Annotated in this window: 15 protein-coding genes; 13 read left to right on the top strand and 2 right to left on the bottom strand. The window is 64.9% G+C overall.

All coding sequences use genetic code 11. From position 1 onward, the window contains the following. Positions 1-14: 14 nt before the first annotated feature. From CCC_RS17270 to CCC_RS17215, 12 genes are all read left to right on the top strand, one after another. Positions 15-821, top strand: a complete 807-nt coding sequence (locus tag CCC_RS17270; RefSeq protein WP_009869827.1) for a GNAT family N-acetyltransferase — start codon at positions 15-17, stop codon at positions 819-821. Positions 822-827: 6 nt separating this feature from the next. Further along, positions 828-1,637, top strand: a complete 810-nt coding sequence (locus CCC_RS17265) for a lysophospholipid acyltransferase family protein (RefSeq protein WP_009869826.1) — start codon at positions 828-830, stop codon at positions 1,635-1,637. A gap of 49 nt (positions 1,638-1,686) precedes the next feature. Continuing rightward, positions 1,687-3,003, top strand: coding sequence for a tRNA (N6-isopentenyl adenosine(37)-C2)-methylthiotransferase MiaB (miaB, locus tag CCC_RS17260; protein ID WP_041042182.1), 1,317 nt, complete (start codon positions 1,687-1,689; stop codon positions 3,001-3,003). Continuing rightward, complete coding sequence (locus CCC_RS17255) at positions 3,000-3,968, top strand: PhoH family protein (protein ID WP_009869824.1); 969 nt, start codon at positions 3,000-3,002, stop codon at positions 3,966-3,968. Before miaB ends, CCC_RS17255 begins: the two co-directional genes overlap by 4 nt. After that, positions 3,965-4,459, top strand: coding sequence for an rRNA maturation RNase YbeY (gene ybeY / locus CCC_RS17250; protein WP_009869823.1), 495 nt, complete (start codon positions 3,965-3,967; stop codon positions 4,457-4,459). The genes CCC_RS17255 and ybeY overlap by 4 nt, the downstream gene beginning before the upstream one ends. Before the next feature lie 6 nt (positions 4,460-4,465). Beyond that, positions 4,466-5,431, top strand: coding sequence for a hemolysin family protein (locus CCC_RS17245; protein WP_082036663.1), 966 nt, complete (start codon positions 4,466-4,468; stop codon positions 5,429-5,431). A 145-nt stretch (positions 5,432-5,576) separates the two neighbouring features. Further along, positions 5,577-7,121 (top strand): apolipoprotein N-acyltransferase, encoded by a 1,545-nt coding sequence (lnt, locus tag CCC_RS17240; RefSeq protein ID WP_009869821.1) that lies wholly within the window; start codon positions 5,577-5,579, stop codon positions 7,119-7,121. A gap of 148 nt (positions 7,122-7,269) precedes the next feature. Beyond that, a complete protein-coding gene (locus CCC_RS17235) occupies positions 7,270-7,764 on the top strand; it encodes a helix-turn-helix domain-containing protein (RefSeq protein WP_041042180.1) in 495 nt (164 codons plus the stop codon). Between the two features lie 176 nt (positions 7,765-7,940). Beyond that, a complete protein-coding gene (metK, locus tag CCC_RS17230; RefSeq protein ID WP_407668858.1) occupies positions 7,941-9,152 on the top strand; it encodes a methionine adenosyltransferase in 1,212 nt (403 codons plus the stop codon). 7 nt (positions 9,153-9,159) lie between these two features. Continuing rightward, positions 9,160-9,873, top strand: a complete 714-nt coding sequence (trmB, locus tag CCC_RS17225) for a tRNA (guanosine(46)-N7)-methyltransferase TrmB (protein ID WP_009869818.1) — start codon at positions 9,160-9,162, stop codon at positions 9,871-9,873. A gap of 84 nt (positions 9,874-9,957) precedes the next feature. Further along, positions 9,958-10,599, top strand: coding sequence for a DUF47 domain-containing protein (locus CCC_RS17220; protein WP_041042178.1), 642 nt, complete (start codon positions 9,958-9,960; stop codon positions 10,597-10,599). A 9-nt stretch (positions 10,600-10,608) separates the two neighbouring features. Then, the gene (locus CCC_RS17215; RefSeq protein ID WP_009869816.1) at positions 10,609-11,610 is read left to right on the top strand and encodes an inorganic phosphate transporter; all 1,002 of its coding nucleotides are present in this window, start codon (positions 10,609-10,611) and stop codon (positions 11,608-11,610) included. 14 nt (positions 11,611-11,624) lie between these two features. On the opposite strand, the gene phoU is transcribed toward CCC_RS17215, so the two are convergent. Both phoU and pstB read right to left on the bottom strand, forming a co-directional pair. Continuing rightward, complete coding sequence (gene phoU, locus CCC_RS17210; RefSeq protein WP_009869815.1) at positions 11,625-12,344, bottom strand: phosphate signaling complex protein PhoU; 720 nt, start codon at positions 12,342-12,344, stop codon at positions 11,625-11,627. A gap of 125 nt (positions 12,345-12,469) precedes the next feature. After that, a complete protein-coding gene (gene pstB, locus CCC_RS17205; protein WP_041042176.1) occupies positions 12,470-13,246 on the bottom strand; it encodes a phosphate ABC transporter ATP-binding protein PstB in 777 nt (258 codons plus the stop codon). Positions 13,247-13,379: 133 nt separating this feature from the next. On the opposite strand from pstB, the gene cobO reads away from it, so the two are divergent. Next, entirely contained in the window at positions 13,380-13,985 is a 606-nt protein-coding gene (gene cobO / locus CCC_RS17200; RefSeq protein WP_009869813.1) for a cob(I)yrinic acid a,c-diamide adenosyltransferase, read from the top strand. Positions 13,986-14,006 lie beyond the last annotated feature (21 nt).

Genomic DNA, 14,006 nt, shown 5'->3' with positions numbered 1-14,006 from the left:
GAACCAGAGGGATCATGCAATCCGTGTCCGAGACACGCGAGCTCAGCGACAGGCTTGAGGTCCGCCTTGCCGAAAGCGCGGCCGAGATCGCCGCCGCCCAGGCCTTGCGCTATCGCGTCTTCTATCAGGAGATGGGGGCCAAGCCCACCCAGGCCATGCGTGACCGCCTGGCCGATTTCGACGATTTCGATCCCGTCTGCGATCATCTGCTGGTCATCGACCGGACGCAGGGCGCCGGAGCGGCTGGCGTGGTTGGAACCTACCGTCTGATGCGCCGCGCGCCGGGCGAGGCCTTCGGCCGGTTCTACACCGCGGGCGAATACGACATTTCCAAGATCCTGGCCAATGGCGGCCGTTTCATGGAACTGGGCCGTTCCTGCGTCGATTCCGGTTACCGCAACGGCGGCACCATGAAGAAGCTGTGGGACGGCATCGCCGCCTATGTCTTTGAAAACGGCGTCGAGCTGATGTTCGGCTGCGCCAGCCTGCCCGGCACCGATATCGAGGCTCTGGCCGGTCATCTGTCCTATCTCTACCACCATCATCTGGCGCCCGAATCCCTGCGTCCCCGCGCCCTGCCCCATCTGCGCGTCGACATGGCGCTCCGGCCCAAGGATGCACTCCAGCCGCGCCGGGCCATGGCCGAATTGCCGCCCCTGATCAAAGGTTACCTGCGTCTGGGCGGTTTTGTCGGAGACGGCGCGGTGATCGACCACCAGTTCAACACCACCGATGTTTGCGTCATGGTCAAAACCGACTTGGTCACCGCCAAGTACCGGGCTCATTACGACCGCACCATTCCCGGCTGGTCCGAGGAATAGGCCCCCATGATCTCCACTCCCATCGCCATTTTGCGCTTCCTCGGCTTCGTGCTGTGGACCCTGCTCCTGCTGCCGCCCTTTCTGGTGCTGCGCCTTGCGGCGCGTCCGCGCATGCCGACTTACACCCGCTTCTACTGGAAGGGAGTCATGGCCATCATCGGCTATGACGTGGTGGTCCATGGCCGCCCGCTGGAAGACGGATCACCGGTGCTTTACGTGGCCAACCACGCCAGCTATCTCGACATCATCGTGTTGGGCAGCCTGCTGCATGCCTATTTCGTCGCCAAGAACGAGGTTGCGGGCTGGGCCGGTTTCGGCTTCCTGGCCCGCATTTCGCGCACCGTGTTCATCGAGCGCAGCCGCGGCGCCACGGCGCGGGAAAAGAACGGCCTGCTCGACCGCTTTGATCTGGGCGAGTCGCTGATCCTGTTCGCCGAGGGCACGTCGAACGACGGCAATCACGTCATGCCGTTCAAAAGCTCGTTCTTCTCGGTGGCAGAAGGCGAGGTGCGGGGCGCCGACGGGATGCCGCGCGCCGTTTCGGTGCAGCCAGTCTCGGTGGCCTATGCCAGGCTGGACGGCCTGCCCATCACCCGCGCGCTTCGCCCCTTTCTGGCCTGGTACGGCGATATGACCCTGGCCGGGCATCTGGTGGGCGCGCTGGGCATGGGACGCATCACCGTGGAGGTGGAGTTCCATCCGCCGGTCACCGTAGCCGAATTCGGCTCGCGCAAGGTGCTGTCGGCCCATTGCCACAAGGTGATCAGCCACGGTGTGACCCGCCTTCTGGCCGGGCGCCCTGCTGCGAATCCTTGACTCGTGACGCCCGGCTCCCTGACCATGAATTTCCTGGACGCGTAAGACATTGGCAAAGCGACTTTTCGTCAAAACCTATGGCTGTCAGATGAATGTCTATGACTCCGCCCGCATGGCGGATGTCCTGGCGCCGCTGGGTTACGGCCCGGCCGATCACGCCGAGGAGGCCGACATGGTCATCCTCAACACCTGCCATATCCGTGAAAAGGCCGCCGAGAAGGTGTTCTCCGAACTGGGCCGCTTGCGCAAGATCAAGACCGCGAGGGCCGAAGCCGGGCAGCGCATGATCCTGGCGGTGGCCGGTTGCGTCGCCCAGGCCGAGGGCGAGGAGATCCTGCGCCGCGCTCCCTTCGTCGACATCGTGCTGGGGCCCCAGACCTATCACCGCCTGCCCGAGATGGTGGCCCAGGCAGCCCGCGCGGGCGGCGCCGTGCTCGATACCGAATTTCCGGCAGAGCCCAAATTCGACTTCCTGCCCGAACCCCTGGCCCAGGGCTCCAGCGCCTTCCTTTCGGTGCAGGAGGGCTGCGACAAGTTCTGCACCTTCTGCGTGGTGCCCTATACCCGAGGCGCCGAGTATTCGCGGCCCGCCACCGCCATCCTGGCCGAGGCCGCCAAGCTGGCCCAAGGCGGCGTGCGCGAGATCACCCTGCTGGGCCAGAACGTCAATGGCTGGCACGGGGATGAAGGCTGGGGTTTGGGCCGCCTGATCCGCGCCCTGGCCGAGGTTCCGGGCGTCGAGCGTCTGCGCTACACCACGTCGCATCCCCGCGACATGGATGACGAACTGATCCGCGCCCATGCCGAACTGCCCCAGCTGATGCCCTTCCTGCATCTGCCGGTGCAATCGGGCTCGGACCGCATCCTGGCCGCCATGAATCGCGGCCATGACCGCGATACCTATCTGCGGCTGGTGGACCGCTTGAAGAGCGTCTGTCCCGATCTGGCCCTGTCCTCGGACTTCATCGTGGGCTTTCCCGGCGAAAGCGATGCCGATTTCGAGGCCAGCATGGACCTGATCCGCCAGGTGGGCTTCGTGCAGACCTATTCCTTCAAATACAGCCCGCGCCCCGGCACGCCTGCCGCCGCCATGGACCAGCAGGTCCCCGAACCGGTGAAGGACGAGCGTCTGGCCCAGGTCCAGGCGTTGCTGATGGAGCAAACCACCCGCTTCAACCATTCTTGCGTCGGGCGCGAGATGCGCGTCCTGCTGGACCGTCCCGGCCGCCATGCCGGTCAGTTGCTGGGCCGCTCGCCCTATATGCAGCCGGTCCATGTCAAGGCCGCCGCCCATCTGATCGGCACCGTGGTCAACTTGCGCATCACCAAGGTACATCCCAACAGCCTGGAGGCCATACCCGCGTGAGCCCCGGCGACACCTCGATCGTGCGCGAATTTCCCGACAACGCCCTGGCCCAGGTGCTGTTCGGCCCCCACAACGCCAATCTCGACCGGATCGAGGGCCATCTGGGCGTGGCGCTCGATGTGCGCGGCAATACGGTGACCGTTTCGGGCACCCCGGATTCCGCCGCCGAAGCCGCCCGCATTCTCGACAGCCTCTATCAGACGACCAAGCGCCAGGGCCATCTCGAGACCGCCGACGTGGATAGCGCGGTTCGCATGGTGCGGCACGAGGATTCGGCCGGGGATCTGGTCATCCGCACCCGCAAGCGCCACATCGCGGCGCGCACCCCCGTTCAGGCCGCGTATATCCGGGCCATGGGCGAGGCGCCACTGACCTTCGGCCTTGGCCCCGCGGGCACCGGCAAGACCTATCTGGCGGTGGCAAAGGCGGTCTCCATGATGGTGGCGGGCGAGGTGGACCGCATCATTTTGTCGCGACCTGCGGTGGAGGCGGGCGAGCGCTTAGGGTTTCTGCCCGGCGATCTCAAGGACAAGGTGGACCCTTATCTGCGGCCGCTCTACGACGCGCTTCACGACATGCTGCCCGGCGATCAGGTGGCCAAGAAGCTGTTGGGCGGCGAGATCGAGGTGGCGCCGCTGGCCTTCATGCGCGGACGCACCCTGGCCAATTCCTTCATCATCCTCGACGAGGCCCAGAACACCACCGCCATGCAGATGCGCATGTTCCTCACCCGCATGGGCGAGAATTCCCGCATGGTGGTGACCGGCGATGTCAGCCAGATCGACCTGCCGCCCGGCACACGTTCGGGGCTGGTGGACGCCGTCCACATCCTGGACGGCGTCGAGGGCGTGCGTTTCGTGCGTTTTAGCGACAAGGACGTGGTACGCCACGATCTGGTGACCCGCATCGTGCGCGCCTATGACAAGGCCGACCGCGAATCCAAGGAAAAGAAGGCCGAGTCATGACCGTAACCATCGACATCGCCGTCGACATTCAATACCCGGCCTGGACTGACGTCCTGCCCGATGCCGAGGCCCGCTGCGGGCGTCTGGCCGCCACCGCGCTGGGTGCCGTCGATCTGCCCGAAGGCGTGGTGGAATTGTCCATCGTGCTGGCCGACGATGCCACGGTGCAGGGTCTCAATCGCGACTGGCGCGGCAAGGACCAGCCCACCAACGTTCTGTCTTTCGCCTCCCTGGACGACGAGGACGCGCCACTGGTGCCCGGCGCGCCGCTGCTCTTGGGCGACGTCATCCTGGCCTATGAGACCTGCGCCGCCGAGGCCAAGGATCAGGGCAAGACTCTCGCCGATCATTTTGGTCATCTTGTTGTCCATGGCGTCCTGCATCTGTTGGGTTATGATCACATGGACGATGAGGAGGCCGCCGAGATGGAATCCTTGGAAACCACCCTGCTGGCGGCGCTCGGCATCGCCGACCCTTATGGAGAGCAATAAAGGTCCATGAACGACCCTGGCAGTAGCCCGCCCCGCGAAGGCGGGGCAAACACCAAGAGATCGGGCGAAAGCCCGCCCCGCGACGGCGGGGCAACTCAGCGCAAGGCAGGCGATGATTCGCTGTTCGGTGCCATGCGCGGCTGGCTGAAGGGCCGCCGCCGCCCCAAGGGCGCCGAGACCGTGCGCGACGCCCTGGAAGAGCTGATCGAGGATCGCGACAGCGCCGAAATCCCCATCGACGAACACGAGCGCCAGCTGCTCGGCAACATCTTGCATCTGCGCGACGTCACCGCCTACGACGTCATGGTGCCGCGCGCCGATATCGTGGCGGTGGAAGCCAAGATATCCCTGGAAGGGCTGATCGCCCTGTTCATCGATTGCGGCCATTCCCGCCTGCCGGTCTATCGCCGGTCGCTGGACGACGTCATCGGCATGATCCACATCAAGGATCTGCTGGAGGTGATGGGAGAGGGCAAGGCGTTCAACCTGCCCCGCCTGGCGCGCCGCGTCCAGTTCGTGGCGCCCAGCATGCGGGTCACCGATCTATTGCTTGAGATGCGGCTCAAACGTTCGCATCTGGCTCTGGTGGTGGATGAATACGGCGGCATCGACGGTCTGGTCACCATCGAGGATCTGGTGGAACAGATCGTCGGCGAGATCGAGGACGAACACGACCAGGACGAAGAGCCGGAACTGACGCTCTGCGACGACGGCACCGTCGAGGCCGACGGCCGCACCCCCATCGCCGAATTCGAGGACCGCATGGGCGCGGTGCTGACCGAGGAAGAGCGCGAAGAGGTGGAAACCTTGGGCGGTCTGGTCTCCTTCGTGGCCGGACGGGTGCCGTCGCGCGGCGAGCTGATCACCCATTCCGCCGGACTGGAATTCGAGGTCCTGGACGCCGATCCGCGCCGGGTCAAGCGGGTAAGGGTGCGCCGGGTGGCAAGCCTGGAGCCAGCGGCCACGGAATAATATCTTGCCCCTCTCCCGCCTGCGGGAGAGGGTGGCGAGCCTTTAGCGAGCCGGGTGAGGGTGCGTCCGTGGCCGTCACCCCCCTCACCTCGACCCTCTCCCCCCGCAAGCGGGTGGCGAGGGAGAATCAAAGAAGCACAAGCCCATGACCTTGATCTGCGTGCATTCCCTGTCCAGCCGTTTCCAGGCGCTCACTGGCTGGCGGCGGCGATTTGCCCTCATGGCTGCGGGAATCCTGGCGGCCAGCGCCCTGCCGCCCACCCATGTGCTGCCCGTTCTGCTGATCGCCTTTCCCGCCATGGCCTGGAGCCTGGATAGTGCAGCCACGCGGCGCGAAGCCTTCGGCGCCGGATTCTGGTGGTCCACCGGCTGGTTTGCCGTGGGGCTTTACTGGATTTCCAACGCCCTGCTGGTGGATGCGCTCCGCTTCGGCTGGATGATCCCCTTCGCGGTGTTCGGCCTGTCCTCGTTGCTGGCCGCCTTCAACGGTCTGGCCACTTTGGCCGTGCACATGGCCCGCCTGGGCCGGATCGCCCGCATACCCGCCCTGGCCGCGACGCTGACCCTGTCGGAATGGCTGCGCTCCTGGGTGATGAGCGGCCTGCCCTGGAACCCGGTCGGGTCGGTCTGGGATATCAGTCTACCCATGCTGCAATTCGGGGCGTTGGGCGGCATTTGGGGCCTGTCCCTGCTGACCTATCTGGTGGTGCTGGCCCCGGCCCTGGTCACCCGGCCCGGCCAGGGCCGCACGGTGGCCGCCCTGGTCCTGGGCCTGCCCGCCCTGATATGGATCGGCGGCACCTGGCGGCTGGCCCTGAACCCTGAGGCCAATGTCCCCGATGTCACCTTACGCCTTGTCCAGGCCGCCGTGCCCCAGGGCAACAAATGGCGCGACGAACAGCGCGAAGCCCATCTGCGCGACCATGTGACACTGTCGCGGGGACCGGGTTTCGAAAAGATCAGTGCCGTGATCTGGCCGGAAACCGCCGTGGCCTATTTCCTCGATCTCGACCGTCTGCACCGCCAGATGGCGGCGGCGGCGGTGCCGCCGGGCGGGCTGCTGCTGACCGGCGCGCCGCGCATCACGCCCAGGGGCGTCGAGCCCTTCCAGATCTGGAACTCGCTGATGGTGGTCACCGGATCGTCGGAAATCGCGGCCATCTATGACAAGGTCCATCTGGTGCCCTGGGGCGAATACGTGCCCCTACGCTCCATCCTGCCCATCGACAAGATCACCCATGGCAGCACCGACTTTTCGGCGGGACCGGGACCGGTCACCCTGGCCCTGCCCGGCTTGCCCGCCATGGCGCCCATGATCTGCTACGAGGCGATCTTTCCCGGCGCCTTCCTGGCCAAGGACCAGCCCCGTCCCGGCTGGATCGTCAATGTCACCAATGACGGCTGGTTCGGAATTTCCTCGGGACCGCATCAGCATCTGGCGGCGGCGCGCATGCGTTCCATCGAGGAGGGCTTGCCCCAGGCCCGTGCCGCCAATACCGGCATCTCGGCGGTCGTGGATCCGGTGGGCCGCGTCATTGCCCACCTGCCCCTGGGAGAGAGGGGAATCCTCGACGCCCCTCTGCCCCAGTCCCTGCCCGGCACGGTTTATGGCCGATTGGGCGATCTGGTTCCCGGACTGATGATCCTGTTGACCTGTATCGCAGTTTTTTTTCTGCGTCGGTTGAATTAGAAATTTACCAACCATACATTAGGTATATGATAATAGTGCTATGCGCCTCCCGTGTAGCGTGTTGACTGTATGCAATCACGCCCCTATGGTAACGACACAACTGTCGGTACTTTTACTCCGCCCACCTAAGACCTATTAGGACGCAGCCATGGTCAAGAGCAAACGCACTTCCGCCCCTACCCACCGCGGCTCGTCCAGAGGCCGCCTCCCCTCTGGCCTTCCCAATCCGGTGGATATTCATGTGGGTGGACGGGTCCGGCTGCGCCGCACCCTGATGGGGATGAGCCAGGAGAAGCTGGGAGAGTCCATCGGGCTGACCTTCCAGCAGGTGCAGAAATACGAGCGCGGCGCCAACCGGATCGGCGCCTCGCGCCTCTTCGACCTGTCGCGCGTTCTGGACGTGCCCGTGTCGTTCTTCTTCGACGACATGGCCGAAACCGTCCAGGAGCAAAGCCCGGTGGCGGTTTCGCGCGGTGCCTCCGGCCTCTCCGAGGAGCCCGCCAGTTTCGAGGCCGATCCCATGACCAAGCGCGAAACGCTGGAACTGGTCCGGGCTTATTACGCCATCATCGACCCTCAGGTCCGCCGCCGTGTCTATGACTTGGCCAAGGCCCTGGCCGCGACCGGCGAAACCAAGAAATAACCCTTTGAAATCCAGGATTTTAGCCGAGGGGCGATTCGTCTTGACGAGTCGCCCCTCGGCCTGTCAGAAGAACGACCCGGAGGGGTGTTGCCGCTCCCGTGGAGATTTTGACCGCTTGCCGCCACGCTGATTTCGGCTAAGTGGGTGCATCACGATGGCGCTGTTCTCGCGTGCTGATGCCCCAGGTCCCAATTTTGGTTGGATCTAGGAGGGTAAGCCCCGTGTCCAAAAAGAATTTCCTCTTCACCAGTGAATCCGTGTCCGAAGGCCATCCCGACAAGGTTGCCGACCGGATCTCCGATGCCGTCGTCGATGCGTTCCTTGGCGCCGATCCCTATGCCCGCGTGGCGGTGGAGACCCTGGTCACCACCAACCTGATCGTCATGGCCGGCGAAGTGCGCGGCCCGGCCTCGGTCAACGCCGCCCTGATGGACGAGTTGGCCCGCCACGCCGTCAAGGATATCGGCTACGAGCAGGAAGGCTTCCACTGGAAGCATGCCGAGATCATCAACCGCGTCCATGCCCAGTCGGCCGACATCGCCCAGGGCGTCGATTCCGGCGCCGACAAGGATGAAGGCGCGGGCGACCAGGGCATCATGTTCGGCTATGCCTGCAACGAGACCCCGGTCCTCATGCCGGCGCCCATCTACTACTCGCACGAGATCCTGAAAAGCCTGGCCGAGGCCCGCCATTCCGGCGCCGCTCCTCAGCTACTGCCCGATTCCAAGAGCCAGGTCACCCTGGAATACCGCGACGGCAAGCCGGTCCGCGCCACCTCCGTGGTGGTCTCGCACCAGCATGTGGACGGCCTCACCCAGGCCGACATCAAGGAAATCGTCCGCCCGCATGTGAAGAACGTGCTGCCCGAGGGCTGGTTCCCGCCCGAGGATCAGTTCTACGTCAACCCCACCGGCCGTTTCGTCATCGGCGGTCCCGACGGCGATACCGGCCTGACGGGCCGCAAGATCATCGTCGACACCTATGGTGGCGCTGCGCCCCATGGCGGCGGTGCCTTCTCGGGCAAGGACCCGACCAAGGTTGACCGTTCGGCCGCCTATGCGTCGCGCTATCTGGCCAAGAACGTGGTCGCCGCCGGTTTGGCCGACAAATGCGTGATCCAGCTTTCCTACGCCATCGGCGTGTCCAAGCCCCTGTCGGTCTATGTGGACACTTCGGGCACCTGCAAGGTGGACGAGGACAAGCTGGCCCTGGTGCTGCAGCAGCTGGTGGATCTTTCCCCCCGCGGCATCCGCACCCATCTGGGCCTCAACAAGCCCATCTATGCCCGCACCGCGGCTTATGGCCATTTCGGCCGCAGCCCGGACGCCGATGGCGGCTTCTCCTGGGAGAAGACCGACCTGGTGGAGCAGCTCAAGAAGGCCTTCTAAGCTTTTCATGAGCAAACATGCTGAAAAGGGAAACGCGGCCGCCGAGCGGCCGCGTTTTTTCGGTCGGCGCAAGGGCAAGGCCCTGCGCCGCAACGCCCTTGGGCTGATCGAGGACTTGCTGCCCCGGCTGAGCCTGGCGATCCCGCAGCCGGGCGAAATCCTTGAACCCGGCCTCCTGTTTCCCGGCGCGGTCCGCTCGGTCTGGCTGGAAGTGGGATTCGGCGGCGGCGAGCATCTGGCCGAACTGGCCGAAACCAATCCCGATCTCGGCCTGATCGGCTGCGAAGTGTTCAAGAACGGCATCGCCAGCCTGCTGGGCCATGTTCAGACCCGGCACTTGGGCAATGTGCGGATCTTCCCCGAGGATGCGCGCCTGTTGCTGCCCGCCCTGCCCGACGGCGCGCTGGGGCGGGCCTTCGTGCTGTTTCCCGATCCCTGGCCCAAGACCCGGCACGCCTATCGCCGCTTCATCTCGCCCGAGAATTTGGACGCCCTGGCCCGTGTGCTGGAAGACGGCGGAGAACTGCGGGTGGCCAGCGATGATCCCGTCTATGTGGCCTGGGCCGCCCACCAGTTGGACGCCCATCCGGATTTCGAGAAGGTCCTGGCCACCACCGACCGGGCAGGGGTGCCCGCCGACTGGCCTGCCACCCGCTACGAGCAGAAATGCATCACCGGACGGGCCCCCACCTTTTTCCTGTACCGCCGGCGGGCTAGGTAGTCTCCCGACTCGATACGGCGTGTCATCTTTCAGTCACATGTGCTATTGAGGCGGCGAAAGTCGTAACTGCCCAAAGGTTCCCCCATGTTTTTCCGCATGTTCCGTGCCTTGATGCCCAAGGAAGAGGAATTCGTCGGGCTGTTCGCCCAGCACGCGGAGAAGATTCACGCGGCCGCCAAGGAATTGGAGGCCATGATGGGCGACGGCGCCGACATCGATCTGCATTTCAAGCAGATCTGCCTCTATGAGGGCGAGGCCGACCTCATCACCCGCGAGACGCTGCAGGCGCTGCACCGCTCGTTCATCACGCCTTTCGACCGCGACCAGATCCATCGGCTGATCACCACCATGGACGACGCGGTGGACACCATCGAGGAGGTTGCCCAGCGGGTCGACCTTTATGGCGTCAAGGAATTCTCCCCCGATATGCGGGCCCTGGCCACTGGCATCACCGAATGCGCCCATCTGCTGACCAAGGCCATTCCCATGATGCGCGAGGTCACCCGCAACGCGGCGGCCATCAACGAACTGTGCGACGCCATCGGCCGCCAGGAAAGCGCCGCCGACAAGCGCCAGCATGAAGGCCTGCGCGCCCTGTTCGCCACCGAGAAGGACCCGGTCAAGCTGATCACCCGCAAGGAGATCTATCAGCGGCTGGAAAAGGTCTCCGACCGCTTCGACGACGTGGCCAACGTCATCGAGACGGTGGTCATCGAACAGGTTTAGGACCCCCCGATGGAATCCGTCGCCTTTCCCATCATCGTCGCCCTGGTTATCACGGCGCTGGTGTTCGACTTCCTGAACGGCCTGCACGACGCCGCCAATTCCATCGCCACGGTGGTGTCGACCCGCGTGCTGTCGCCCAAATACGCGGTGGCCTGGGCGGCGTTCTTCAACACCATCGCCCTGGTCTTCTTCACCACCAGCGTGGCCAAGACCATTGGCACCGGCATCGTCGAACCCGGATTGGTGGACACCCATGTGATCTTCGGCGCCCTGATGGGGGCCATCGCCTGGAACGTCATCACCTGGGGCCTCGGCATTCCCTCGTCCAGTTCCCACGCTCTGATCGGCGGCATCGCCGGAGCGGGCATCGCCAAGGGCGGCCTGTCCGCCCTGGTCCCCGCCGGGTTCATCAAGACCGGCTCGGCCATCGTGCTGTCGCCGATGATCGGTCTGGTCCTGGCCATGAGCCTGATCCTGGTGGTGTCGTGGATGTGCCGACGCACCGCGCCCTTCACCGTCGACCGGCGCTTCCGCATCTTGCAATTCTTCTCGGCGGCCATGTATTCCCTGGGCCATGGCGGCAACGACGCCCAAAAGACCATGGGCATCATCACCGCCCTGCTGTTCAGCCAGGGCATGTTGGGCGGCGAGTTCCACGTTCCCATCTGGGTGGCCGTGCTGTGCCAGATCGCCATGGGCCTGGGCACATTGTTCGGCGGCTGGCGTATCGTCAAGACCATGGGATCGCGCATCACCGACATGAAGCAGATCGACGGCTTTTGCGCCAACGCCGCCGGTGCCGCCACGCTGTTCGGAGCCACATGGCTGGGTATTCCGGTCTCGACCACCCACACCATCACCGGCGCCATCATCGGCGTCGGCTCGGCGCGCAAGGTGTCCGGCGTGCGCTGGGGCATCGCTGGCAACATCATCGTCGCCTGGGTGATCACCATTCCGGCGGCGGGTTCGGTCGCCGCCCTGTTCTACGGACTGTCCACCTATTTCTGGTAGGCGGTGGCCGTCTCCTACTGCGGATCGGCGCCCACCAGGGATGAATCGTCCTTCTTGACCCGCTCTTGCAGACCGGCTCGGCCAAGAATACGGAAATGGGCCAGTTCGGCGATATTGGTGGCGTGGTCGCCGATGCGTTCGAGATTCTTGGCGATGAACATCAGGTGCGAACAGGGCGTGATGTTGCGCGGGTCCTCCATCATATAGGTGAGGATTTCGCGAAACAGCGAGGCATAGACGTCGTCCAGCTCCTGATCGCGGTCGCGCGCCGCCAGGGCTCGCCCGGCGTCATGGGCCAGATGGGCGTCCATCACTTCCTTGACCAGCCCCAGGGCCAGCCTGCCCAGACGCAGCAGCGAGCGCATGGGCTCCACCGGCGGCAGGCGGTTCAGGACCAGAGAACGCTTGGCGGCATTGGCGGCCAGATCGGCAATGCGTTCGATCTCGCCCGCGATTTTCAGCGCCGCCACAACGGTGCGCAGATCATCGGCGACGGGGGCGCGTAGCGCCAGGACGCGGACGGTCTGCTCGTTGATGAAGGCCTCAAGCTCGTCGACCTTGACGTCGGCCCCCACCACCTTGGCGGCCAGATCGCTGTCGCGCCGCTCCAGGGCGTCCAGCGCCGAAACCAGCTGGGCCTCGGCCAGACCGCCCATACGGGCCAGGGAATCGTCCAGACGGGCCAGTTCGGAATCGTAGGACTTGACGATATGGGGCTCGCCGATGGTGGTCATAGCGGTAACTCCTCTTTCATACTGCCCCTCAAGCGCCGGGCGGCGGACCTCGGGTCCGCCTTGGCTTCCACCGCATAAGCGGCGCGGCCCCTTGGGCCTAGCCGAGCCTGAAAGGAGGCTCGGCCTCAGCCGAACCGGCCGGTGATATAGCCCTGGGTCAGCGCATTGGCGGGTGCGGTGAATATCTGTTCGGTAGCGCCCACCTCGATGATCTCGCCCAGATGGAAGAAGGCGGTGGTCTGCGACACGCGGGCCGCCTGCTGCATGGAATGGGTGACGATGACGATGGTGAAGGCCTCGCAGAGCTCGTCGATCAGCTCCTCGATGCGCGCCGTGGCGATGGGGTCCAGCGCCGAACAGGGCTCGTCCATCAAGATCACTTCGGGGCTGACCGCGATGGCGCGGGCGATGCACAGGCGTTGCTGCTGGCCGCCCGACAGGCCGGTACCCTGGCCGTCCAGCACATCCTTGACCTCTTTCCACAACCCGGCCCGCTCGAGACTGCGGCGGACCAGCGTATCCATCTCGTCGCCCTCGGCCGCCAAGCCGTGCAGGCGGGGCCCGAAGGCCACATTGTCGTAGATGGATTTGGGAAAGGGATTGGGACGCTGGAACACCATGCCCACCCGGGCGCGCAGCAGCACCGGATCCATACCCGCGGGGCCGTAGAGTTCTTCCCCATCCAGGGAGACGCTTCCGCTGACACGGGCGGCGGGAATGGTGTCGTTCATGCGGTTGAGACAGCGCAGAAAGGTGGACTTGCCGCAGCCAGACGGACCGATCAGCGCGGTGACTTCGCCTGCCGCCACATCCAGATCGACGCCCTTCAGGGCTGGCTTGCCGCCATAATGGACGGCCAAGGCCCGGGCCGTCATTTTTGGCTGGACCGGTTGTTCTGCCATGTCACCCTTCCAATGATCCGCAGGGCTTATACCCCTGGACGCCGAGTCAAAAACGTGAAGGATTTGTTTCAGTCTTGAAGCCTGGACCCCCGACGCCATCTATGGCGGACCCCCGCTTCTTGCCGGAGAGATCATGACCGAAGAAAACGACCAGCGCCACCGCGAGAAAATGGCCAAGAAAAAGGCCTCCCGCGACAAGATGATGGCCAGGAAGACCGGCGCGCGCGGCGTGGTGATCGTCCATACCGGCGCGGGCAAGGGCAAGTCCACCGCCGCTTTCGGCATGGCTATCCGCTGCGTCGGCCACGGCATGAAGGTGGGCATCGTCCAGTTCATCAAGGGCGCCTGGGATACCGCCGAGCGCCGGGTGATGGAAGGCTTCGGCGATCTGGTCACCTTCCGCGCCATGGGCGAGGGCTTCACCTGGGAAACCCAGGACCGCGCCCGCGACGTCGCCGCCGCCGCGCGGGCCTGGGACCTGGCCGCCGCCATGTTGGCCGACCCTGACTACAAGATGGTCATTCTCGACGAGATCAACGTGGCGCTGCGCTACGACTATCTGCCCCTGGATAAGGTTCTCGACGCCGTCAAGGCGAGGCCAGAGGGCCAGCACGCGGTGCTGACGGGCCGCAACGCCCTGCCCCCCCTGATCGAAGCCGCCGATCTGGTCACCGAGATGACCATGGTGAAGCATCCCTTCAAGGACGGCATCAAGGCCCAGGCAGGGGTGGAGTTTTGATGCCCATTTGACAGGCAGTCC

It is taken from the genome of Paramagnetospirillum magnetotacticum MS-1, assembly GCF_000829825.1.
Taxonomy (GTDB): Bacteria; Pseudomonadota; Alphaproteobacteria; order Rhodospirillales; family Magnetospirillaceae; genus Phaeospirillum; species Phaeospirillum magnetotacticum.
This window is presented reverse-complemented; position numbering and strand designations above follow the sequence as displayed.

Bases quoted from the DNA above. Each gene is read 5' to 3' on its own strand.
- CCC_RS17270 (WP_009869827.1), top strand. From the start codon at position 15: ATGCAATCCGTGTCCGAGACACGCGAGCTCAGCGACAGGCTTGAGGTC.
- CCC_RS17220 (WP_041042178.1), top strand. From the start codon at position 9,958: ATGTTTTTCCGCATGTTCCGTGCCTTGATGCCCAAGGAAGAGGAATTC.
- ybeY (WP_009869823.1), top strand. From the start codon at position 3,965: ATGACCGTAACCATCGACATCGCCGTCGACATTCAATACCCGGCCTGG.
- CCC_RS17265 (WP_009869826.1), top strand. From the start codon at position 828: ATGATCTCCACTCCCATCGCCATTTTGCGCTTCCTCGGCTTCGTGCTG.
- pstB (WP_041042176.1), bottom strand. From the start codon at position 13,246: ATGGCAGAACAACCGGTCCAGCCAAAAATGACGGCCCGGGCCTTGGCC.
- cobO (WP_009869813.1), top strand. From the start codon at position 13,380: ATGACCGAAGAAAACGACCAGCGCCACCGCGAGAAAATGGCCAAGAAA.
- phoU (WP_009869815.1), bottom strand. From the start codon at position 12,344: ATGACCACCATCGGCGAGCCCCATATCGTCAAGTCCTACGATTCCGAA.
- metK (WP_407668858.1), top strand. From the start codon at position 7,941: ATGCCCCAGGTCCCAATTTTGGTTGGATCTAGGAGGGTAAGCCCCGTG.
- lnt (WP_009869821.1), top strand. From the start codon at position 5,577: ATGACCTTGATCTGCGTGCATTCCCTGTCCAGCCGTTTCCAGGCGCTC.
- CCC_RS17245 (WP_082036663.1), top strand. From the start codon at position 4,466: ATGAACGACCCTGGCAGTAGCCCGCCCCGCGAAGGCGGGGCAAACACC.
- trmB (WP_009869818.1), top strand. From the start codon at position 9,160: ATGAGCAAACATGCTGAAAAGGGAAACGCGGCCGCCGAGCGGCCGCGT.
- CCC_RS17215 (WP_009869816.1), top strand. From the start codon at position 10,609: ATGGAATCCGTCGCCTTTCCCATCATCGTCGCCCTGGTTATCACGGCG.
- CCC_RS17235 (WP_041042180.1), top strand. From the start codon at position 7,270: ATGGTCAAGAGCAAACGCACTTCCGCCCCTACCCACCGCGGCTCGTCC.